The sequence below is a fragment of the Cellulophaga fucicola genome (assembly GCF_900119145.1).
In the GTDB taxonomy this organism is placed as follows: domain Bacteria; phylum Bacteroidota; class Bacteroidia; order Flavobacteriales; family Flavobacteriaceae; genus Cellulophaga; species Cellulophaga fucicola.
In genome coordinates this window covers 759,462-780,930 of record NZ_FPIY01000001.1, presented here as the reverse complement: position 1 = coordinate 780,930, position 21,469 = coordinate 759,462, and the positions used below count along the sequence as shown (strand labels likewise).

The following is a 21,469-nucleotide window of genomic DNA, read 5'->3' as shown; positions in this document are numbered from 1 at the left end:
AATACATAATACATATGAATTTCAAGAATATAACCATAGCTGGTAGTGGTGTTTTAGGATATCAAATAGCTTTTCAGGCTGCTTTTTACGGCTTTAATGTAACTGTTTACGATATAAATGATGCTGTTTTAGAAAAAGCAAAAGCAAAATTTGAAACAATGAGCAATGCTTTTAAAACAGATTTAAATGCAACTCAAGAACAGATAGGTAAAACGTTTAAAAACCTAAGGTATAACTCGGACTTAGAAATAGCAGTAAAAAATGCCGATTTACTAATAGAAGCAGTACCAGAAAACCCTGAGATAAAAATAGATTTTTATCATAAACTAGCAAAAGTAGCACCAGAGAAAACCGTTTTTGCTACCAATTCATCTACACTTTTACCAAGTACATTTGCTGCGGCAACTGGGAGACCAGAAAAATTTATAGCGTTACATTTTGCCAATACCATTTGGATACATAATACGGCAGAAATTATGGGACACGCTACCACAGACCCAAATGTTTTTAACGCTGTAGTAGAATTTGCCAAAGCAATAGGTATGCTAGCTTTGCCATTACATAAAGAGCAACCAGGATACATTCTTAATTCCTTATTGGTACCATTACTTACAGCTGCAACAGATTTATTGGTTAGTGAGGTTGCAGATCCAAAAACCATAGACAAAACGTGGATGAAAGCCACAGGCGCTCCTTTAGGTCCTTTTGGTATTTTAGATGTTGTAGGCATTACAACCGCCTATAATATTGATAAAATAACAGCAGGAAAAACTAAGGATGAGTTAAAAATAAAAACAGTACAATTCTTAAAAGAGAATTATATAGATAAAAATAAATTAGGGGTTTCTACAGGGGAGGGTTTTTACAAATACCCAGACCCGGAGTATAAAAATCCTGATTTTTTAACGTAAGGTATTTTTAAAATATGATATAAGTCATTTTATATCTGGTGATTAGAGGTTAAATTAGAACATAATTAAAACAACCCAATCAAGATGAAAAAAATAGTAATACCCACAGATTTTTCAGAAACATCTATGAATGCTATAATGTATGCCGTGCATTTATTTAAGCATGATATAAGTGAAATTACTATTCTGCACGCCTATGCAGACGAAGTATATAAAAATACGACTACATTAGATAGGGAAGGTTTTGATGAATATAAAGATGCTTATCAGCAAAAAATAGAAAAAGCATTACAAAAAGAAGTTGCAGAAATATTAGAAGTTTCACCTAACCCAAAACATACATATAAGTACACTGCTAGTTTTGGTAGTTTGGTAGATGAGATAAACCAAATTGTAGACAAACAAAATGCAGACTTGGTTGTTATGGGTACTAAAGGCAAAACAAACGACCGTAACATTACCTTTGGCAGCAACACCTTACAAGTTATAAAATATGTAGAATGTCCGGTTTTAGCAGTACCAGCAGCCTACCACAGAGAGTATCCTAAAAACATACTTTTTCCTACAGATTATATGCTATCTTACAGACGCAGAGAGTTAAAGTTATTAAGCACCTTAGCAAAAAACTATAGTGCGACTGTAAATTTCTTATATGTGTCAGATTTTAAACCATCATCTCACAGACAATTAGACAATAAAATGTTTTTAGACAGCTCATTTAAAGAAAATAGATGTACTAATTTAAAAACAGCTGGGACAGATATAACAGCGAGTATAAATACAACCATAGCAGATCAAAAAATAGATATGTTAGTAATGGTAAACCGCAGACATTCTTATCTAGAGAACATACTATACAGTTCTACCATAGAGGATATTGGACTACAAATTAAAATACCATTTTTAGTACTACAGAACATTAGTCGTTACTAATTTATAAGCTGTTTTTACGGCAGCAAATACAAAGCGTAGATTTTTTATATAGGTTGATGTGCATTCAGTTTCATTAATTTATGCGCGTTTGCAATAAAGTTTATGGACGTTACATTCAATTTTTAATCAATTTTAAAACTATAGTTATTATGATAAAAAGGATACTATTACCCACAGATTTTTCAGCAAATTCTAATAACGCCATACACTATGCAACCCAGCTTTACAAAGAGGAGGAATGTCAGTTTTTTATTTTTCACTCTTGTTACGTTCCAGGGTACGCCAAAAGCAACCTGTTAAGCTTAGATAATGTAGACCAGACCTTAATTGCAGCCAAAGCCGAAGCAGAAAAAAAGATGGAAGCGTTAAAAACACAACCTCCTTTTAACGCTAAAAACACCAACCATACATTTGAGTATCTTATAGAAATTGGTGACCTCACAGACAACCTAAAAGAGATTATTAAAAGTAAAGATATTGCTTTGGTACTTATGGGTACAAGAGGAGAAACAGACAGCAAACACTTAATTTTAGGTAGTAATGCAGTAGTAACAATGGAAAAAATTAGAGGCTGCCCTGTACTAGCCATTCCTGGGCATATTAAGTTTAAAGTAGCCGCAGAAATTGTATTTCCTACCAGTTTTAAAACAACCTATAAAGAAACAGAATTGGCAGCTTTACTAGAAATTTCTAAGTTGGCAAATGCAGCAATACGTGTGTTGTATATACAGAAAGACATAGATTTTAGCAAACTGCAAATAGAAAATAAAGCGGTGTTAAACCAAATATTAGCACCCACTACATTTACGCATCATAAATTATACAACCAAAATCTGCACAATGGTGTGCGCTCGTTTGTACAAAGTAGAGATAGTGGTATGATAGCTTTTGTAAACAAAAAACACAATTTTTTTGGTAGTATATTCTCTAACCCAATGGTAAAAGACCTAGGTAACAATACAAATGTGCCCATACTAGCATTGCATAATTTAGAACACTAAAGCAACCCTATATAAATTTAGTTGTAAAAGCCCTTTTTGGGCTTTTTTGTGTTTAATAGTCAAGTATATCCCTAATTTGGGTTTTTATTGCCTAAATTGTGTAAAACACACAAACAGTAAGTATACCCGGTACAATAATAAAGCACAATTATGAAAATAAACCTATTATCCTGTGATGCTCAAAGACCAGATAAAAGAGCCATAGCCAAATGCATAACAGAAATTTCTGCAACAGATAACTCCTTGGCCAATGAGCTAACAGAAATTCTTTTAGAAGGCGATGCCGTAGATATAGAAATAGAAGATAAAAACACAGGCTCTGCTTTACGTGCGTTACGTAAACTAGATATAGATTACGAGATTGTGGAGTAATACCAACAACACATTATAAAAAGCCATTGCAATACATTGTAGTGGCTTTTTCTTTTTACTACAGTTTTGTAGCTATTTAGAAGCCCAAAAAGACAATTAGTGCTATAAGGTTGCCAACTATAAAGTATTTGTACCCATTTATACATTAGTAGTCTTGTTTTATATAAAATAGAATTACATTACTTGGCTAAAATTATAATATATCTGCGTTTGCAATTACAGTTGTTATTAAGTTAAATAACAGTGGTTAATATTAACTAATGTAGATTTATTTTTTTTGAGAACATTACGGAAAAGCGTAATGAAGATATATTGTTTTTTAGGATATTTACGAGTAAGAATTTATAGTAAATAAGTATATTTAAACTTTTAAAAAAGTTACTATTTGTAACTACTAGATAATTGATGAATCAAACCCCAGAACAAATTGCACGCGATAAGATAGATGAAATGCTTCGTCTTGCCAATTGGGTTGTACAATCTAAGAGCAAGGTTAATTTATCTGCAAATAAAGGTGTAGCAGTTCGTGAATACCAAACTGATGTTGGACCTGCCGATTATGTGTTGTTCGTAGACCGAAAACCTGTTGGTATTATAGAAGCGAAACGTGAAGACGAAGGACACAGACTTACAGTTGTTGAAGAACAATCAAAAGGCTATGCTACTTCCAAACTAAAATACTTAAATAACGACCTTTTGCCTTTCGTTTATGAAAGCACAGGAACCATAACAAGATTTACAGATTACAGAGACCCAAAACCTAGAGGTAGAAATGTTTTTAGTTTTCACAAACCAGAAACAATTGCAGAATGGTTAAAAAAAGGAAAAAGCCTTCGAGAAAGATTGTTGTCAATACCTGCACTAGATGAAACAGGACTTCGTCCGGCTCAAATTGTAGCAGTAAACAATCTGGAACATTCTTTCAAAAAGAACAGACCAAAAGCTTTAATTCAAATGGCAACTGGTGCTGGAAAAACATTTACAGCAGCAACTTTTGTGTATCGTTTGTTAAAACACGCAGATGCAAAACGTATTTTATTTTTGGTTGACACCAAAAACCTTGGAGAACAAGCAGAACAGGAATTTATGACCTTTCAGCCAAATGACGATAACCGAAAATTTACAGAATTGTACAATGTTCAGCGTCTATCGTCAAGTTATATTGCTTCAGATAGTCAGGTTTGCATTTCAACAATACAACGCCTTTACTCTATTTTAAAAGGAGAAGAATTAGACGAAAGTGCTGAACTAGAAAATCCAAACGAAAATTCTTGGCTTCAAAATAAAATGTCAAAAAACAAGGCTGTTCCTGTTGAGTACACACCAAAAGTACCCATTGAACAATTTGATTTTATAGTCATTGACGAAGCGCATCGTTCTATTTATAATTTGTGGAAACAAGTATTAGATTATTTTGATGCTTTTCTTATTGGTTTAACTGCAACACCAGACAAAAGAACCTTCGGTTTTTTTAATGAAAACGTAGTTAGCCAATATACTTATGAAGAATCTGTAACAGATGGTGTAAACGTTCCTTATGATGTGTATACGATTGAAACGGAGATTTCTCAAAAAGGAGAAACCATAAAAGCAGGTTGGTTTGTTGATAGACGAGATAAACTGACACGTAAAAAACGTTGGCAACAAGAAGATGAAGACACCGAATACAAACGCAACGATTTAGATAAAAAAGTTGTCAATCCAAGTCAAATTAGAAACATCATTCGTGAATACAAAAAGGCTTTAAAAACGACTATTTATCCAAATCGTATTGACGAAAATGGCGAATACGAAGTACCAAAAACATTAGTATTTGCAAAAACAGACAGTCACGCAGACGATATCATAAAAATCATTCGTGAGGAATTTGATGAAGGAAATGACTTTTGTAAAAAAGTAACTTATAAAATTGAGGAAGACCCAAAATCGGTGTTGAATCGTTTTAGAAATTCTTATTATCCACGAATTGCAGTTACAGTGGATATGATTGCAACAGGAACAGACGTAAAACCATTAGAGGTTTTATTGTTTATGCGAGATGTAAAAAGCATCAACTATTTTGAACAAATGAAAGGTCGTGGAACACGAACTATTAATAGTGATTCTTTACAATTAGTAACCAAAACGGCTAAAACCAAAACACATTTCGTAATTGTAGATGCTGTGGGTGCTACCAAGTCTAAAAAAACAGACAGCAGACCTTTAGAACGTAAACCATCTGTTCCAATGAAAGATTTATTGGGAGCAGTAACAATGGGAGTTGCAGACGAAGATTTGTTTTTGTCATTGGCAAACCGTTTAATTCGTTTAGAGAAACAAATTACAGAAAAAGAAAAAGATAGATTATTAGAATTTTCTGGTGGTAAAAACTTAAAACAAATTACCAAAGAGTTAATTACAGCTTTCGACCAAGACGAAATTGAAACCAAAGCACAAATTGAAATTGACAAAATTCCAGTAGAAGATAGAACGCCAGCGCTCATTGAGCGTAGCCGAAATGAAGCGCAAGAACAATTGATTCTAGAAGCAAGCAAAACATTTAATGGAGAGCTAAATGGTTATTTAGATAATGTTCGTAAACAACACGAACAAATTATTGATAGCGTAAACATAGATACAGTTACAAAAAGCGAATGGGAAACCACTTCTGTAGATAAAGCAACTGAAATTGTAAAAGATTTTACCGAATATTTAGAAACAAACAAAGACGAAATCAAAGCATTGAGTATTTTTTATAATCAACCCTACAATCGTAGAGACATTACGTTTAAAATGATAAAAGAGGTGATGGAAAAACTACAATTAGAAAAACCATTATTAGCACCTGATTATGTTTGGGATGCGTATTCAACTTTAGAAGTCGTAAAAAGCAAACAACCAAAAGACGAATTAACTGCTTTAGTTTCGTTAATTAGAAGAGGTTGTGGAATAGACAGCGAATTAAAAGCCTACGACAAAACCATAGAAAACAATTTTAAAACGTGGATTTTTAAGCAAAATGCAGGACAACACAATCGCTTTACAAAAGAACAATTAGACTGGCTACGAATGATAAAAGACCACGTTGTGAGTAGTTATCATATAGAAATAGATGATTTAGATTACACACCTTTTGATGCCAAAGGTGGAAAAGGAAAAATGCACCAATTATTTGGTAACCAAATGAATGAAATTATTAACGAACTCAATGAAGTATTAGCAGCATAATGAGAGAAGATTGGATAGAAGCTGCGTTGGGAGAAGCATTTGAAACCGTTACAGGAAATACACCTTCAAAAAAAGATAAAGACAATTATGGTTCTGAAATACCATTTATAAAACCACCCCAAATAAATAATAATTTTCTCAAAACTTCGGCTGAATTTTTGAGTGCAAAAGGTAAAATCAAAGCGCGAATTTTGCCAATAAACTCTGTTTTAGTTACCTGCATAGGTAATTTAGGGAGAATTGGAATCAATAAAAAAGAAGTTGCCTTTAATCAGCAAATAAATGCTATAAAGCCAATTGCTGGTATTGACCCTAAATATACATTTTATCAAGCTCAATCTGTTAGTTTTAGAAATCAGTTAGAAAAATTAAGTACTTCTACTACTGTTGCTTTAGTGAATAAAACGAGTTTTAATTCTGTAAAATTCAAAATTGCACCTTTACCAATCCAAAAAGCAATTGTCAACAAAATAGAAGAATTATTTAGCAGTTTAGATAGCGGAATTGCCGACCTTAAAATAGCACAAGAACAATTGGTTATTTATAGACAAGCGGTTTTAAAAAAGGCTTTTGAGGGAGAATTGACAAAAGAATGGAGAGAGAAACAAACAGATTTACCTTCTGCTTATGAATTGTTAGAGCAAATCGAAACTGGAAGACAGATTTTTTACAATAACCAAATTGAAGAATGGGAAATCGAGTTAAAAAGATGGAAAGAAACAGGAGAGGTTGGAAAAAAACCTAAAAAGCCACGACCTTTAACTATTCCAGATGCACCAAATAACGGACATAACGAAAGAAAATGGGTCATACCAAACAATTGGGTTTGGGCTCAAATAGGAAGTTTATGCTTTGTTACCAAGTTAGCTGGTTTTGAATATACTGATTATGTTAACTATGATGAAGATGGAGATTTACCTGTATTAAAAGCTGAAAATGCTGGTACAAATGGTTTTAAAAAAACTGATTTTTCAAAAGTAAAATCTGAAAGCGTTAAAATACTTAAGCGTTCACAAATTTTCGGTGGAGAATTATTAATAGTGTTTGTTGGTGCTGGTACTGGTAATGTTGCAATGGTACCTTTCAATCAAAGATATTTTCTAGGTCCAAATATTGGAATGGCAAGACCCTATTTTGATTTAAACTCAAAATATTTAGAATTATTTCTTCAATCTGCATTTGGTAAGAGTTTAATGATGTCTGCTGTTAAAGCAGTAGCACAACCATCTTTATCTATGGGAACAATTAGACAAGCACCAATAGCATTTCCATCACTAGAAGAACAACACCAAATTGTCCAAGAAATAGAAAGTCGTTTATCGGTTTGTGATACCGTAGAAAAAGATATTGCAGACAGTTTAGAAAAATCCCAAGCCTTACGCCAAAGTATTCTTAAAAAAGCTTTTGAGGGTAAGTTATTAAGTGAAGCAGAAATTGCTAAATGTAAAGCAGATAAGAATTATGAGCCTGCTAGTGTTTTGCTACAGAAGATAAAGGCAGAGAAAAAGAAGAAATAAAGCAACTAGTCGGAATTTCCGAACAGTTCATTTAATAGAGTTGTTGCGTTTTTTGCAATATCTTTAAAATATAAATTAGCAACAATCGCAAAATATGAGACAGTTCAAAATTAAATATGAATAATAAAGGAGAAATAGTATTATATAGTGACAAACCCAATGTAGAAGTACGATTGGATAACGATACTATTTGGTTGAATCAAAAACAAATGGCAGAATTGTTTGACAAAGATTCGGATACTATTGGCTTGCATTTAAAAAACATCTTTAAAACCAAAGAATTAGACAAAAAAGCAACTACCGAGAAATACTCGGTAGTTCAAACCGAAGGAAATAGGCAAGTGAATAGAAATATTCTATTTTACAATTTAGATGCGATTATTTCTGTAGGTTACAGAGTTAATTCAAAAAGAGGAACACAATTTAGAATTTGGGCAACACAAACCTTAAAAGACCATTTGGTAAAAGGTTATACCATTAACGAAAAACGGTTAGCACAAAAAGAACAAGAAGTACAAATACTAAAAAATGGCATTAACATTTTAAGTAGAGCTATTGAAGAAAAATCGGCAGATAATGAATGGCTGGCTGTTTTTGCCAAAGGTTTAAGCTTATTAGATGATTACGACCACGAACAATTAGATGCTAAAGGTTTAACTAAAAGAAAAGCTGATTACCCAAATTTAGAAGATTATCAAAAATTAATCAATCAGATGCTAGCAGAATTTGATAGTGATGTATTTGGTAAAGAAAAAGATAAAAGCTTTCAAAGTTCTGTTGCCCAAATTGCAAAAGGATTTGGAGAAGATGATTTTTACCCCACATTAGAAGAAAAAGCAACAATGCTTTTATATTTAATCGTGAAAAATCACTCGTTTGTGGATGGCAATAAACGGATAGCAGCAGCCTGTTTTCTGAAGTTTTTACAGCAAAACAATATGCTTTTCAATACAAAAAAACAACCTATAATTAGTAATGATACACTAGCGAGTTTAACCCTTTTTATAGCTTCAAGTAAACCCGAAGAAATGGAAACTGTAAAACGTTTAGTAATTAGCGTATTAAATAGAAATAAATAAAATGACAGATTCAAGCATAATATCAAAAATATGGAACCTTGCCAATGTACTTCGTGATGATGGTGTAGGTTATGGAGATTATTTAGAACAAATTACCTATTTGCTATTCTTAAAAATGGCAGATGAATTAAACAAACCACCTTATAATAAAGGTTTGGTTTTTCCAAAGCTAAAAGACGTAGAAGGCAACGAGATTGCAGATGCAGAAATTTGTAATTGGGAAACCTTATCTAGCAAACGTGGTGCAGAATTAGAATCGTTTTACAGCCAATTATTGCGTACACTTTCTACAGAAAAAGGAACGCTTGGGCAAATTTTTACCAAAAGTCAGAACAAAATACAAGACCCAGCCAAATTGCTAAAAGTCATCAATCTAATTGACAAAGAAGATTGGTCAATGATGGGAGCAGATATAAAAGGTAAAATATACGAAGGTCTTTTAGAGAAAAACGCAGAAGATACCAAAAGTGGAGCTGGTCAATATTTTACGCCAAGAGCATTGATAAAAACAATGGTAGCTTGTATTCAGCCAAAACCAATGAAAACTATTGTTGACCCAGCCTGTGGAACTGGTGGTTTCTTTTTAGCTGCTTACGATTGGATTGTAGCCAACAATAAATTAGACAGAGAAGAAAAAGAATTTTTAAAGAACAAAACCTTTTACGGAAACGAAATTGTTGCCAATACACGTAGAATGTGCTTGATGAATATGTATTTGCATAACATTGGAGAAATAGATGGCGAATCGTTTATCAATCCAAATGATGCTTTAATTTCAGATGATGGTGAACGCTATGATTATGTGTTAGCAAATCCGCCTTTTGGTAAAAAAAGCAGTATGACGTTTACCAACGAACAAGGTGAAATTGTAAAAGAAGATTTAAGTTATAATCGTCAAGATTTTTGGGAAACAACTTCCAACAAGCAGTTAAACTTCTTGCAACATATAAAAACACAATTAAAAATTAACGGAGAAGCAGCTGTTGTGCTTCCTGACAATATTTTGTTTGAAGGTGGAGCTGGCGAAGAAGTGCGTAAGCAATTAATGAAAACAACAGAATTGCACACAATTTTAAGATTACCAACAGGAATATTCTATGCTCAAGGTGTAAAAGCAAATGTTTTGTTTTTTAACAACAAACCTGCAAGTAAAGAAGCCTGGACAAAAGAGGTTTGGTTTTTTGATTACAGAACAAACGTACATCACACGCCAAAGAAAAGTCCAATGCGTCAAGAGCATTTAAAAGAGTTTATCGAGTTGTATAATGGCAAGAACATTAACAAACGAAAAGAAACTTGGAGCGAAGAAAACGAAGAAGGAAGGTGGAGAAAATACACCTATGATGAAATCATTGCTAGAGACAAAACGAGTTTGGATATTTTTTGGCTTAAAGACAAAAGTTTAACTGATTTAGACAATCTACCAGACCCAGACATTTTAGCAAATGAAATAATTGAAAACATAGAATCAGGATTGAATAGTTTTAGAGAAATAATGGGAACCATAAATAGTGAAATGGAATAGTAAAGCCAATATTAAAAAATAAGAGAAGATATTTTCGTTTAAAGATATAAATTCATCAAAAAACAAAAGATGAATTGCTTTTTTTAAATTTAAAAACTTTAATATGGTAGATAAATTAGTTAGTTTTCATAGCAAAAAACTGTCTTTCAATAAGTTAGTTGTGAGTGAGCTTTGTCCACTACAAAAATTATATAATTATGCTGTATTTATATACATACTTAGTGTTGGTATACTTTTTATTATTGCCTTACAACTAAATCATATCATTTCTTACAGTATATTACTGTTGTTTCAATTGGACATTCTGTTTTTTTACAATAGAAAAAAAGGTTTATTTTTTTATTTAGATAATAAAAGGGTAAAAAGTATAAAAACTCAGCTTAAACATAAAAATAATAAACTAAACTCTAAACAAAAAGCTAATGTTGATAATGGAGATTTAGCTCCAGTTTTATTTTTTATAAGAAAAAAGAAAATTAAAAGTTTTTTTAAAAAAGAGAAAATAAAATTTAGTGAGAAAAATATAGCATATATAATATCTAGACTTAGGCATAGACAAAATACAGAGCTAGCAATTCTACTGTTAATTATTGGAGCTATAGCATTAATAGCATCTGCTTTTTTTAAAGAAATAGTTGATGCTGTATTTCAAGAGGATATGATAGAAAAAATAAAAGATAGTATATATAAAGAATCTGATCTAAAATATTTTTATTTATTAATATTGGTATTAGCAGTTTATACTTTCTTTTCTATTTTACCACATATCTTTACTCTAAATTTTTTTAAACATAAATTTAGAAAAACAAAAGAATTACAAGACATTTTGGTAAATATTCTTTTAGAGATAAAATAATAAATCAGTAATATCTTCTACTCACTATGCCCACTCTCTAAGCTATAAAAAGTAGCCTGTACATAATCTGTAGCAGTACCGGTATTGTTTTGGTTGTACACGCCAGCTTTAAAATACATATACTGTCCGCCAACATCGTAACCACTGTTGGTCATATCTACAAATTGTTCAATAGCATCTTTGCCGTCTCTGTTAATGGTAACCCACATACTATTGCCTGTAACTTTTACGGTATAACTAAATTTTTCATCTAAAGCAATACCATCTTCTGGGTTGGTTGCACTTTTAGATCTACTACCAATAAGGTCATAAAACGTTTCATCGGCAGCATTTTCTTCATGTGCTATATAAATACTCCCTAAAGTGTTGTGAGGTAGTTTGCGGTAGTATATACGCAGCGGCTCGTCATCATTAGCGTGTATTTGGCCAATAATTACTCTTCCTACTTGGTCATCGTCACCAGTTGTGGTAACGTGGTTTACGGCTAGTGTAGCATTTAATTGGCCATCGTAACCGCCAGAATTAGTTATATCTTCTTGTGGTGCGCTACCAAAAACCCAATTGTTTTTAGTAATACCCTGTGTCTCTATGTTGGTATCGCCAGCGCGTAGCATTTCTCTTAGTTCTGTTCTAGTATATTTTGTGTTTTCAGATGTTTTAAAGCCTTCTACAGGGCATTTAAACACCATTCCGCCATCAGTAGCCGTGTAAAAGTAATCTGTGTTTTCATAGCCGTTATTTAATTCGTCTTCTTTTACAGTATCGGCCTTGTTGTTGGCATCTGTATCTATGGGGATACTAATATTCCAGGTAGTAAGATTAAAGTTTTCTGAGGGTGCAACATCACCATTTAAACCATTTGCGTTTTCAGAATCATTAGTATTGGTTTCTTCTGTGCTTTCCTCTGTGTTTGTATCTTGACTTTGTGACTCTTCTTTTGGTTGTTCTACTGGGCTATTATCTGAGCCACAAGAAAGTTGAAAAGTTACAATAAGGATTAAAAACGGGTAGCTTATAGTTTTAAAATTCAATGTGTTATTGGTATATAATGGTTATTACTGTGCTTTTTATAGGTTGTAATATAGTGTAAAATGGACAAATGGTTGGTTAAATTAGCGTGCAACACTACAAATGCCTTTTAGAATTATTAAAAGTTTAATATTTTTGTGGTATGAATAGCAATTTTGTAAATGAATACTTTGGTATAGGTATTCAGAACGGTAAAACACCAGAGAATCTGGGAGTTTTATGGCGAACTGCTCAAAACCTAGGGGCAAGTTTTATTTTTACTATTGGCAATAGATATGCTAAACAAGCGTGCGATACACACAATGCTGTAAAGTCTATTCCGTATTACCATTACAACACGTTTACTGAGTTTAAAAATAATATTCCTGTTGGTACAAGGATAGTGGGAGTGGAGTTAGATGATACTGCTCTAGATCTAGAAGAATTTAAGCACCCAAGACGTTGTGTGTATTTATTGGGAGCAGAGGATCACGGTTTAAGCAAAGAAGCCATAGAGGAGTCGCACTTTTTAGTAAAATTTAAATCTACCTTAAGTTTAAATGTAGCAGTTGCAGGCAGTATTGTACTTTATGATAGGCAACTTGGCAAACCAAGAAGTTAATTTGTAATTTTTTTTAGTGTCTAATTTTTTAAGAAACAAAGACTTACCGCAGTTGACAATAAAAAAAGCAGAAAAAAGCACTAAAATCTTTTATAGAATAAAAAAAGGTTCTTATATTTGCACCCGCAATCAGGGAATACCTGATGAGACACTTGGAGAAATGGCAGAGTGGTCGAATGCGGTAGTCTTGAAAACTATTGAGGGTCACACCTCCGGGGGTTCGAATCCCTCTTTCTCCGCAGACAAGCGCAAAGCTTGAAAACTAAAAACCGCAGAGTTTACTCTAGCGGTTTTTTTGGTTTTAAGATTTAGGCATTTGCAAAATGCCGTAGGAGGGATAACGTAGTAATCCCTTTTGCTTGTAGTTCACTAGTAGTTTTAAAAAATAAAAATTGTTAGGGTTTTATGCTTGCTAGGGATACTTACTTGGGATGCACGCAGTGAATCTTTATTACTTAATGTACTTTAAAAACCCAGTTTGTTAAATTACTCTTTAATCTGGTGTACCATTTTAATTGACGTAATAATGTCTTTATCAAAATCGTTGTAAAACAAAAATGTTTTTTCGTCTAAAAGAATAATTTTATGGTACATATTTTTTTTTCTAAATCGTCCTATTAATCTTTCTGGTTGACTTTCACTTATATAATTTGTATCTGTAAATTCCCAACTTCCTTTGTAGGCATTTAAACTATCGTTTTTAAAATAATTAATAAAAGTTCCGTCTGGGTAATACTTTTTAAAGCTTCTATTTTTTCCGGAGTACGTTTTTTTAAAACCGCCACCAAGTTTAGCTTTTAAAAAAGTACCGTACACATTCTTCTCTACACTATAGATTAATTCTACTCCTTTAAATCCTATAATGCCCATATTTAGCAGTTCTTTTGCATTGTTTACGTTTTCTTCAGAATCGCTAGGTATTTTTATTTGTATGGCATAATCTTCTTGTGTCCATTCTTCTGTACACAAAAATGTTGTTAGCTTTTCTTTTTCTTCTGCTTCTTTTTTTAGAAGCTCTTTTTCACGATACGTTTCTTGTGCCTTTAAAAGTAAATTTTGATATGTATTTTCACCTAAGTTGATATATTTACTTTCAGAATCTGCTATGTAATCTTTTAATTTTTTAAAATCAGCTTCAGGAATTAAATTTGAAATCTCTTTTAAATTATCGCTGTTTGAAGATTTCTCGTACTTTTTTTCAAGGTAATTGGTTGTGCAAGATGTTAAAACAACACCAACTAAAACGAGTACTAATTTTTTCATAATAATTTTTTAGGCTGATAGCAGCATTTTTGATTAGATATGACTTCCATTTTTTAAACTAATTTTATTTAGAAGTCCAACTTTTCAGTATTTGTTGTTTTAGTATTTATTCAACAACGTACAAAATAGTAAAATCAAATTTAAGGTTAGTAGGTTTATCATTTTTTAGATAAGGTTTCATCCTAGGAATTTGTTCAATAATTGAAATTCCTATTTCCTTTAGTTTAGGATGAGGAGATCTTGCTGATATATTAATTATATTTCCAATACTATCTAATTCAAAGAAGATATTAGTTCTTTTTTTTCCATTAACTAAGTCTAAATTTTTGGCAAGTTCATTGGTAAAATGTTTTTGTACTTCGGTATTTAATACATCTACAAAACATTTTTTAGAAATGTTAGAATTACAATTAGGGTAAATAGGGTAGTTGTTGGCCGGTATGGTTAAAGTAGTACCATAACTATCAATTTCTTTTAACTCAACCAATGTGGTTGTAAGTTTATCAAGATTGTAATTTTGTATAGGAAGAGAACACGTTACTGTTTTACAATTACAGTTTAATGATAATAATGCTATTAGTACTATTTTATATTTCATACACTTTTTTATAACCTTACTACTTTTTAGCAAATAACTTTTATATACTAAATGTTTGGTCTTTTTTCTTTGCTGAATACTTTAATTGAAAACCACCATCTGACAGATATGGACGAGAAGCAATTTTTATTCTAGTATAGTCTAACCTATATTCCCTTAGACACCTTTTAATGGCAGCAATTCCTTTTTCTTCATCATATACTTCGCAAAATATGTTAAGCGCATACTTGCCTTTAAAAGCAATCTGTTCTCCCATATCAAACCCATCTATATGTCCAATTCCTCTCCAACCTAATTCCTCGTTAAGATATTCAGAAACTTTATCTTTTAGCCAATGGTCTCTTTTATTTCCTTTCAGACTTTTCATTTCAAACTGAACAACTAACCAGGTTAAATCAGCTTCATTAAACTCTACATACCCTAGTTTTTTAAAGTGATTTTTAAAATGATTAAGAAATTCAGAACTTGTTTTAAATTTTTCTCCAATAGCAAACTCTTCAGTGTCTCCGTCTTTACCAACTTTACCTGTGTGTACAATTCCTAGTTTTTCCTCAGAAGTCCAACATTCTACATATAGTAAATTGTTTTTAGCGTCTCTTTTATGTAGTTTAAACATTCGTATTTATATTATTTCTCAATTGCTGTTCCCCAACCATCATATTTAATGCCTATACTAGAGGTATAGCTCACAAGACCTTGAGTTAGGCTAGCTAATTCTCCTCCAATTAATTTTTAATGCTTTGTAAGAGTTAGCTTTTTTTGGGCTGTGTATTACGCAGGTAAATTAAATATAGACAAACCTTAGCGTAAAACCCAAAAGAACTTTAGGAAGTAAGCAAGTACTAGCAATGTTTAAGTACATTGCTAGCGTTTTAGTCTTAATTTTCTTCAGTTATTTCTTTTTTTAACTTTATAATATCTGCTAGTTTCTGCATTTCTTTTTTAACTCCTTTTCTAATTACAATGAAAAGAATGATGGCAATAACAACATAAGAAACATCAATTAATATAATATTCCAAGATTCCATATGTGCACTAAATTCAGGCGTTATCATATAAAAACCGATAGTATATAACCCTATAATTATAGGCGCAATAACTTTGTGAATTATTTTTCTAAATTGATGGAAATTCTCAGTGTTTTCAGTGGTTTTTAAGGTAGTATCTAAGTTGTTAATTTGTTTTGCTTTATAGATGCTAATCACTTCAATTAAAATTCTAAATACCAAACCAAAAATCATTAATCCGGCACCAACCTTACTTAATACTTCCTTTACAGGAGCAACATAATAAAAGAATAGAGAAATTACTATAAGTGTGGTTAACAAGATTGTAATTGTACCGTAATAGAAAAAATAGTTTTCTTTTTCTTTCTTCTTTATTTTGGCATATAGATGGTCAAAGTTTGTAGCAGAAAGATCAAGATTATTTTTGCTGCTTTCCCAGGTGTTTTGCAGTTCTTTAAAATCGCTATTCATTTTTATTATTTTTTAAAATTGTTTCAAGACGTTTTTTAATCCTGTGGATTTTAACTCTCACATTTATTGCTTTTATACCTATAACCTCTGAGATACTATCATAATCTTGGTTTTCTAAAACCATCATAATAATTAAACGGTCTATTTTTTTTAGTTCTCCAATGGCTTTATATAAGTCAGAAACATTGTTGTTTTTTGTGCTTTCAGTTTCTATGGTAGCAGCCTTATTCTCTAGGTCTACTGTTGTTACTGTTTTTTCTTTTTTATCCTTTTTTACATACTGCAAACAGGTGTTTACTGTTATTCTGTAAATCCAGGTTTTATAAGAAGATGTACCTCTAAATTTATCTAGATTGTTCCATACACTAATAAATATTTCTTGAGACAAATCGTTGGCAGTATCCTTATCTCCTTTAACAAAACCCAAACACATTTGTAAAACCATTGGATGGTGTTGGCGATAAATTGTTTCAAAAGGTTCGTTTTTATTATTTTTCATTTACCAAAAAATCTGTTGCGGTTTTATAGAACCATTCTGGTTGATCTAACATTAAAAAGTGTTTGCTGTTAGTTGCTATAACTATTGTTTTGTTTGGTAAGTTAAGGTATTGCTTTTCATAGTTTTGTTTTGCAATTTTTACGTCTGGGAAAGATGCACCTATTATTAAGGTTTTACACCTTACTTTATTTAAGACGTTTCTTAAATCTAGTTTTAATAAATCTGTATATCCATAAACCCACGTTTTTCTGTCAGCCTCAGCTATCCAATTTGCTATTATTTCTTTTTTATCTTCTTTTAAGGTCATATTCGCCGCCATCATAGTTGCCATATTTTTAAATTGCTGCGCATCCATTTCTAGCATTTGTTTATTATACGGACTCTCGTAATAAAAGTTTTCTGCAGGTACATTAGGCATCATTACTTCTCGCATACAAGGTAATGCTTCAACTATAATAATTTTAGAAACGTTACTAGGTAATTTAGCGGCTATATCAACAGCTAAATTTCCGCCCATACTATGACCAACAATAGTAATGTTAGACATATTATTGTCTTTTACATAGTTAATAATAGCATTTTTTATATTTGAATACCAAGGCATTTCTATAGGTTGGTTGCCATTAAAGCCTGCATAAGAAAACAGGTACGATTTTCTTTCTAGTTTTAAGTTCTCAACAGTTTCTTTCCATACAGAGCCAGGTGTTGCAAATCCTGGAAGATATAAAACTGGCTCACCTTGTCCAACAGTTTCTACGGTAAAAGCTTTAGCTTCTTTTGTCTTGCCTAGAGTTACTTCTTTATTTTGGCCAAAGCTAGTAGTGCTGCTTATGGTAATAACGAATAGGGTAATAATTCTAATTAATTTTCTCATAATACTATTGTTTTTTAATTGTTTGTATCCCTTTGATTAAAAAAATAGTATTTGTTACACTTTAGAATTAATTATTTTTGAAAATAAATTTATTTAGGGTAGTTTATCTCCTGAAAACTTAAGTTATTATTATGAATAGTAATTAGTTAGGTGTTTTTTAATTTTGAACTTTTTTTTCTCTGTTGTACAATTAAGATCAAGTTTATTTTACTTCCATAGAATGTCCTATTATTTGAAGCAATGGTTGCATTTTTTTATCATACGCTCCAATGTCTCTAACAATTATATCTGTTATAATTAACCTACCATTTACATTTTTGGCAGTTGTATAATAATATTGTGTTTCATCGTCTACCTTAAAGCTTTTGGTTATATAGGAATCTGATACTTTTAAGTCATCATAAGCTTCATATTCGCCTTCTGTTACAAAAACATCATACAAGTCTAATTTTAAGTCTTTAAAAAATTGACTATTTATTGCTACGTTATTCTTTTCTTTATTTTCATAGTTTACAAGAGACATTTGTAGCTTTCCGTCATCTGTTTTTGCTCTAAACCTATCACTATCATAAGGTATCCAATTCACTGGTAAATTAACAATAAGCAAATTGTCTATTAAGTGTTTTTTAAAATCTGTAATAAATGTAAACTCTTCTTTTTCTTCTTTCTTTTTACTGCTGAAGAATGAAAATAATCCCATATTTTTTTGTGTTTAATTTTTTAGACTGTTTATAACAGTTAAGAATCTAGTACGTTACCTTTGATTTATTCTTTAATTTTTTTTCCATAATAGGGTATAGGTCGTACGTTGGATAAAACTCTGATTTAAAAGCTTTCCAGGCAGTTCTCTCAATAGCCAAGTTAACAGCTGCTAATTTTGAAGCAGGTAGTTCTAAAACTACCATTTGGCCAACACCCATAACTACAAACCAATTAACAACAGAAACACCTTCTGGCGGAAAATTTTCATAAAAACCTTGCTCTGTTCTTATCTTTTCAATCTCGTTTAAATTCATACTCTGATCGTGTTTAAGAAAAACTGTTAGTAACAGCTTTTCTTCATCTTTTTCAGGTTGGGTTTTAACATCTGCAGATTGGGCATAACCAATGATTTGAAATAAGAATAGCCCTAGTAATAATATGTATTTCATACTTTATAGTTTTTATTGAGTTAATTTTTATATTTCGTATTCAATAACTCCAAGGTATTCAAGAGTTATTCCAGTCTCTTTTATAGATTTTGGGTTTTTAATTTGGTCTTCACTTATAAAAATTAGAGTATTAAATTCAGACTCACTTAATTTAGAACATCTATTTTCAAGTTCGGATTCCCAATGGTTAGAATAAGAGTATTTATTAAACTGATTTTTTATATCCTTTGTTGGTTTTTCAAATCTAGATTCCATAAAATCGTGATCAATCCATATCTCTCCTTGCGATTTTGCAAATTTAGAGACAGGAATAGCATCATAGTCTTCTAATTCATACCTACTGTCATCCTCAGCAATAAAATTATAGTATAGACTTTCGTTTTCAAATTTACCTATCCAAAAGTGGCTTTTTTCAGTTCTCATTTTTTATTATAAATTACACGTAATGCTTATGTCTATTGTTACTATATTTTCTGATATTCTAATGTTATCTCTTGATTCTCTTTGCTAAACGAAATTATTTTAATGATATAAAATAAGCTTTCACTTGTGTGTACTATAAATTTTAGGTCTGCTTTAATTTTTCCTCTATCAACACTGTTTACATATGTGTCTGGAAACATTTTTTTAACCTCCATTTCCTTTTCCCCATTCTCAAGTACTCTTAGCAATACATTATCTCCTATATGTGTAATTCCTCCATCAAAAGATTCTTCTAATCCATTAATTTCAGGATCATTTGGTTCTATCCAAAGGTCAGCATCAATTTCTTTTAAATTACGATCAACTTTAATTAATAATCCGCTAGATAAGTCAAGAAAAACGGCTGGGTATTCTAAATAACTATTCTTATCAATTGTTATTATGGTTTTCTTACTTACTTGCGAATAGCCTGAAAAAGTAACAACAATTATCAATAAATTTAGATATTTTAATGCTTTCATTCTTTTAATTATATAAGTTAGTTTTAACGGTTTTATGTGTTTAAAGCATCTAATTAAGTAAATGTTACTTATCTTAAATCTTGATTAGTTCTATATTCTTGTACTAGTACTTCTCAAAAGGAATTAGTCTTTACTTTTTTATATTTCTTTTAAGTAGTTCTATTAATTCTTTATTTGTGTTACTATGATAGGGGCTTATTTCACCATCAGCTCCCTTTGCAATCTCTAATGCGGTATGGCCATTTTTATTTTTTAAATTTACGTCAGCTCCATGTTCTATTAGGTTATAGGCTACCTTTTCTAAATCATAACGATTTATAACAACAGTACGGTAACTTTCTAATAATGGCTTATGTGTAAGTGAAGCTAGTTTATGCAAAGCTGTATTGCCATCTTCATCTGCTAAATTCACATTAATTCCTTTGCTTATAATTAGTATTGCTCGGTCTATTTTTGCGTAATTTAATAAATAATGTAAGGAATTACGACCTTTTGAATCTTGGATATTAATGTTATAACCGTTTTTTAGTAAGTGGTCTATCATAAACTGATTATTGTTAAGACAAGCGCTTATAAATGCTGTTTGGTCTGCTCCAATTAGGCCTTTTGAAATTAGATAATCAAACACTTCGATTTCGCCATAAATAACAGCATAATCTAAAGCATTAACATATGTATCATCTGAATCAAGGTGTATCATTGTGCGCTTCAAATTTATGTTAGCTCCAAGATTTAAAAAAAAGGCTACAATTTCTTTTGAACTATGTCGAGAAGCTTTCATAAAAAGGTTATCTAACATGTCTTGATTTTGTGGTGTATTCTTTATAAAATCTTCAGAGTTATATAAGTATTCTGTGTCTCTAAGCTCGATAGCCTCTTCCAAGCTTCTTGCTTTTGGAGTATATTTTATTTTTTTTAAATAATTAATTAATAGTGTGTCTCTTTCATTATAGGCATCAGAATAATTACTTTTTAAGGCATACGCACCATTTTTAAAAAGAGAGTCTGCTTTTTCATAATTACGTTCTTTTAGACTATTTTGAAACTCATATTGAGTTTCTGAAGTTGGTAATTTTTTAAAATAATTAATGATCTTATTTTTATCATCTTCGGATAAATTTTCGACATTAAAAATGGCCTTATTTATAAAAAGTTTATTGGGTTTACTTAGTTGGTAAATAGTATCATTAAAAACAAAAGCTATAGTGTTTTTTTTAGATCTAAAATACCCATCAATTAACTCTTTATCTAGTTGAATGCCAATTTTATCCTTGTTCACAATTAATGATTTAAATAAGGAAAGACCTAAACCATTATTAAATCTTAAAATTGACTTTTGCTCTTTAGAACCCTTAATTGGAAATTTTTGATAATCTTGAGAAGAAGTAATGTACAGGCCATCTTCTCGATCAGATAATAAGTCTTCTTTAAGCATAATAGTATCTTGAGCAACTAATGATGTTGAAAATATAGCGTATATAATAATAAGATAGTTTTTTGCAGACATATTTTATAAAATTGTTTTGGACTTAATTTTAGGTTTTTTAGTTCTTCTGTATTTTGTTTTTATAGTGTTTGTTACGTGTTTAAATTGCCTAATTTAGTATATAAAAACCAAATAGAATTGCAGA

Annotated in this window: 22 protein-coding genes and 1 tRNA gene; 11 read left to right on the top strand and 12 right to left on the bottom strand. The window is 31.2% G+C overall.

What is annotated here, in order from left to right:
* Nucleotides 1-14 precede the first annotated feature (14 nt).
* The 9 genes from BT107_RS03500 (at nt 15) to BT107_RS03460 (ending at nt 11,401) form a co-directional block, all read left to right on the top strand.
* Nucleotides 15-911 carry a 3-hydroxyacyl-CoA dehydrogenase gene (locus BT107_RS03500; protein WP_072302361.1) on the top strand — a complete coding sequence of 299 codons (897 nt, stop codon included), beginning with the start codon at nt 15-17 and terminating at the stop codon, nt 909-911.
* 84 nt (nt 912-995) lie between these two features.
* Nucleotides 996-1,844 (top strand): universal stress protein, encoded by an 849-nt coding sequence (locus BT107_RS03495; RefSeq protein ID WP_072302360.1) that lies wholly within the window; start codon nt 996-998, stop codon nt 1,842-1,844.
* 149 nt (nt 1,845-1,993) lie between these two features.
* Nucleotides 1,994-2,845: a universal stress protein gene (locus tag BT107_RS03490; protein WP_072302359.1), complete on the top strand. Its 852-nt coding sequence runs from the start codon at nt 1,994-1,996 to the stop codon at nt 2,843-2,845.
* Between the two features lie 150 nt (nt 2,846-2,995).
* Nucleotides 2,996-3,217 (top strand): hypothetical protein, encoded by a 222-nt coding sequence (locus BT107_RS03485; protein WP_072302358.1) that lies wholly within the window; start codon nt 2,996-2,998, stop codon nt 3,215-3,217.
* Nucleotides 3,218-3,622: 405 nt separating this feature from the next.
* A complete protein-coding gene (locus tag BT107_RS03480) occupies nt 3,623-6,424 on the top strand; it encodes a type I restriction endonuclease subunit R (RefSeq protein WP_072302357.1) in 2,802 nt (933 codons plus the stop codon).
* Nucleotides 6,424-7,941 (top strand): restriction endonuclease subunit S, encoded by a 1,518-nt coding sequence (locus BT107_RS03475; RefSeq protein ID WP_072302356.1) that lies wholly within the window; start codon nt 6,424-6,426, stop codon nt 7,939-7,941. Before BT107_RS03480 ends, BT107_RS03475 begins: the two co-directional genes overlap by 1 nt.
* A 116-nt stretch (nt 7,942-8,057) precedes the next feature.
* Nucleotides 8,058-9,020 (top strand): virulence RhuM family protein/type II toxin-antitoxin system death-on-curing family toxin, encoded by a 963-nt coding sequence (locus tag BT107_RS03470; protein ID WP_072302355.1) that lies wholly within the window; start codon nt 8,058-8,060, stop codon nt 9,018-9,020.
* 1 nt (nt 9,021) lies between these two features.
* On the top strand, nt 9,022-10,545 hold the full coding sequence (locus BT107_RS03465; RefSeq protein ID WP_072302354.1) for a class I SAM-dependent DNA methyltransferase: 1,524 nt from the start codon (nt 9,022-9,024) through the stop codon (nt 10,543-10,545).
* A 103-nt stretch (nt 10,546-10,648) separates the two neighbouring features.
* A complete protein-coding gene (locus BT107_RS03460) occupies nt 10,649-11,401 on the top strand; it encodes a hypothetical protein (protein ID WP_072302353.1) in 753 nt (250 codons plus the stop codon).
* A gap of 17 nt (nt 11,402-11,418) precedes the next feature.
* On the opposite strand, the gene BT107_RS03455 is transcribed toward BT107_RS03460, so the two are convergent.
* A complete protein-coding gene (locus BT107_RS03455; RefSeq protein ID WP_072302352.1) occupies nt 11,419-12,432 on the bottom strand; it encodes a polysaccharide lyase family 7 protein in 1,014 nt (337 codons plus the stop codon).
* Between the two features lie 140 nt (nt 12,433-12,572).
* Here BT107_RS03455 and BT107_RS03450 point away from each other — a divergent pair, with 140 nt between their 5' ends.
* Entirely contained in the window at nt 12,573-13,031 is a 459-nt protein-coding gene (locus BT107_RS03450; protein WP_072302351.1) for an RNA methyltransferase, read from the top strand.
* 154 nt (nt 13,032-13,185) lie between these two features.
* Nucleotides 13,186-13,270 (top strand) — tRNA-Ser (locus BT107_RS03445).
* 247 nt (nt 13,271-13,517) lie between these two features.
* Here the strand turns inward: BT107_RS03445 and BT107_RS03440 are convergent.
* From BT107_RS03440 to BT107_RS03390, 11 genes are all read right to left on the bottom strand, one after another.
* Nucleotides 13,518-14,294: a hypothetical protein gene (locus BT107_RS03440; protein ID WP_072302350.1), complete on the bottom strand. Its 777-nt coding sequence runs from the start codon at nt 14,292-14,294 to the stop codon at nt 13,518-13,520.
* A gap of 106 nt (nt 14,295-14,400) precedes the next feature.
* Nucleotides 14,401-14,892 (bottom strand): hypothetical protein, encoded by a 492-nt coding sequence (locus BT107_RS03435; RefSeq protein WP_072302349.1) that lies wholly within the window; start codon nt 14,890-14,892, stop codon nt 14,401-14,403.
* A 40-nt stretch (nt 14,893-14,932) separates the two neighbouring features.
* Complete coding sequence (locus tag BT107_RS17605; RefSeq protein WP_211435260.1) at nt 14,933-15,508, bottom strand: hypothetical protein; 576 nt, start codon at nt 15,506-15,508, stop codon at nt 14,933-14,935.
* Between the two features lie 262 nt (nt 15,509-15,770).
* Nucleotides 15,771-16,370, bottom strand: coding sequence for a hypothetical protein (locus BT107_RS03425; protein ID WP_072302348.1), 600 nt, complete (start codon nt 16,368-16,370; stop codon nt 15,771-15,773).
* On the bottom strand, nt 16,363-16,869 hold the full coding sequence (locus BT107_RS03420; protein ID WP_072302347.1) for an RNA polymerase sigma factor: 507 nt from the start codon (nt 16,867-16,869) through the stop codon (nt 16,363-16,365). The genes BT107_RS03425 and BT107_RS03420 overlap by 8 nt, the downstream gene beginning before the upstream one ends.
* On the bottom strand, nt 16,859-17,743 hold the full coding sequence (locus BT107_RS03415; RefSeq protein ID WP_084639096.1) for an alpha/beta fold hydrolase: 885 nt from the start codon (nt 17,741-17,743) through the stop codon (nt 16,859-16,861). The genes BT107_RS03420 and BT107_RS03415 overlap by 11 nt, the downstream gene beginning before the upstream one ends.
* A 202-nt stretch (nt 17,744-17,945) precedes the next feature.
* Nucleotides 17,946-18,443 carry a hypothetical protein gene (locus tag BT107_RS03410; RefSeq protein WP_072302346.1) on the bottom strand — a complete coding sequence of 166 codons (498 nt, stop codon included), beginning with the start codon at nt 18,441-18,443 and terminating at the stop codon, nt 17,946-17,948.
* A 46-nt stretch (nt 18,444-18,489) separates the two neighbouring features.
* Entirely contained in the window at nt 18,490-18,894 is a 405-nt protein-coding gene (locus BT107_RS03405; RefSeq protein WP_072302345.1) for a hypothetical protein, read from the bottom strand.
* 27 nt (nt 18,895-18,921) lie between these two features.
* Nucleotides 18,922-19,317 carry an immunity 22 family protein gene (locus BT107_RS03400; RefSeq protein WP_072302344.1) on the bottom strand — a complete coding sequence of 132 codons (396 nt, stop codon included), beginning with the start codon at nt 19,315-19,317 and terminating at the stop codon, nt 18,922-18,924.
* Between the two features lie 41 nt (nt 19,318-19,358).
* Nucleotides 19,359-19,838 carry a hypothetical protein gene (locus BT107_RS03395; protein WP_072302343.1) on the bottom strand — a complete coding sequence of 160 codons (480 nt, stop codon included), beginning with the start codon at nt 19,836-19,838 and terminating at the stop codon, nt 19,359-19,361.
* A gap of 130 nt (nt 19,839-19,968) precedes the next feature.
* Nucleotides 19,969-21,345, bottom strand: a complete 1,377-nt coding sequence (locus tag BT107_RS03390) for an ankyrin repeat domain-containing protein (RefSeq protein ID WP_072302342.1) — start codon at nt 21,343-21,345, stop codon at nt 19,969-19,971.
* Nucleotides 21,346-21,469: the final 124 nt, after the last annotated feature.

What these genes read in the sequence shown, in the direction of transcription:
- BT107_RS03500 (WP_072302361.1), top strand. Translation starts at nt 15, where the DNA reads ATGAATTTCAAGAATATAACCATAGCTGGTAGTGGTGTTTTAGGATAT.
- BT107_RS03495 (WP_072302360.1), top strand. Translation starts at nt 996, where the DNA reads ATGAAAAAAATAGTAATACCCACAGATTTTTCAGAAACATCTATGAAT.
- BT107_RS03490 (WP_072302359.1), top strand. Translation starts at nt 1,994, where the DNA reads ATGATAAAAAGGATACTATTACCCACAGATTTTTCAGCAAATTCTAAT.
- BT107_RS03485 (WP_072302358.1), top strand. Translation starts at nt 2,996, where the DNA reads ATGAAAATAAACCTATTATCCTGTGATGCTCAAAGACCAGATAAAAGA.
- BT107_RS03480 (WP_072302357.1), top strand. Translation starts at nt 3,623, where the DNA reads ATGAATCAAACCCCAGAACAAATTGCACGCGATAAGATAGATGAAATG.
- BT107_RS03475 (WP_072302356.1), top strand. Translation starts at nt 6,424, where the DNA reads ATGAGAGAAGATTGGATAGAAGCTGCGTTGGGAGAAGCATTTGAAACC.
- BT107_RS03470 (WP_072302355.1), top strand. Translation starts at nt 8,058, where the DNA reads ATGAATAATAAAGGAGAAATAGTATTATATAGTGACAAACCCAATGTA.
- BT107_RS03465 (WP_072302354.1), top strand. Translation starts at nt 9,022, where the DNA reads ATGACAGATTCAAGCATAATATCAAAAATATGGAACCTTGCCAATGTA.
- BT107_RS03460 (WP_072302353.1), top strand. Translation starts at nt 10,649, where the DNA reads ATGGTAGATAAATTAGTTAGTTTTCATAGCAAAAAACTGTCTTTCAAT.
- BT107_RS03450 (WP_072302351.1), top strand. Translation starts at nt 12,573, where the DNA reads ATGAATAGCAATTTTGTAAATGAATACTTTGGTATAGGTATTCAGAAC.
- BT107_RS03440 (WP_072302350.1), bottom strand. Translation starts at nt 14,294, where the DNA reads ATGAAAAAATTAGTACTCGTTTTAGTTGGTGTTGTTTTAACATCTTGC.
- BT107_RS03435 (WP_072302349.1), bottom strand. Translation starts at nt 14,892, where the DNA reads ATGAAATATAAAATAGTACTAATAGCATTATTATCATTAAACTGTAAT.
- BT107_RS17605 (WP_211435260.1), bottom strand. Translation starts at nt 15,508, where the DNA reads ATGTTTAAACTACATAAAAGAGACGCTAAAAACAATTTACTATATGTA.
- BT107_RS03425 (WP_072302348.1), bottom strand. Translation starts at nt 16,370, where the DNA reads ATGAATAGCGATTTTAAAGAACTGCAAAACACCTGGGAAAGCAGCAAA.
- BT107_RS03420 (WP_072302347.1), bottom strand. Translation starts at nt 16,869, where the DNA reads ATGAAAAATAATAAAAACGAACCTTTTGAAACAATTTATCGCCAACAC.
- BT107_RS03415 (WP_084639096.1), bottom strand. Translation starts at nt 17,743, where the DNA reads ATGAGAAAATTAATTAGAATTATTACCCTATTCGTTATTACCATAAGC.
- BT107_RS03410 (WP_072302346.1), bottom strand. Translation starts at nt 18,443, where the DNA reads ATGGGATTATTTTCATTCTTCAGCAGTAAAAAGAAAGAAGAAAAAGAA.
- BT107_RS03405 (WP_072302345.1), bottom strand. Translation starts at nt 18,894, where the DNA reads ATGAAATACATATTATTACTAGGGCTATTCTTATTTCAAATCATTGGT.
- BT107_RS03400 (WP_072302344.1), bottom strand. Translation starts at nt 19,317, where the DNA reads ATGAGAACTGAAAAAAGCCACTTTTGGATAGGTAAATTTGAAAACGAA.
- BT107_RS03395 (WP_072302343.1), bottom strand. Translation starts at nt 19,838, where the DNA reads ATGAAAGCATTAAAATATCTAAATTTATTGATAATTGTTGTTACTTTT.
- BT107_RS03390 (WP_072302342.1), bottom strand. Translation starts at nt 21,345, where the DNA reads ATGTCTGCAAAAAACTATCTTATTATTATATACGCTATATTTTCAACA.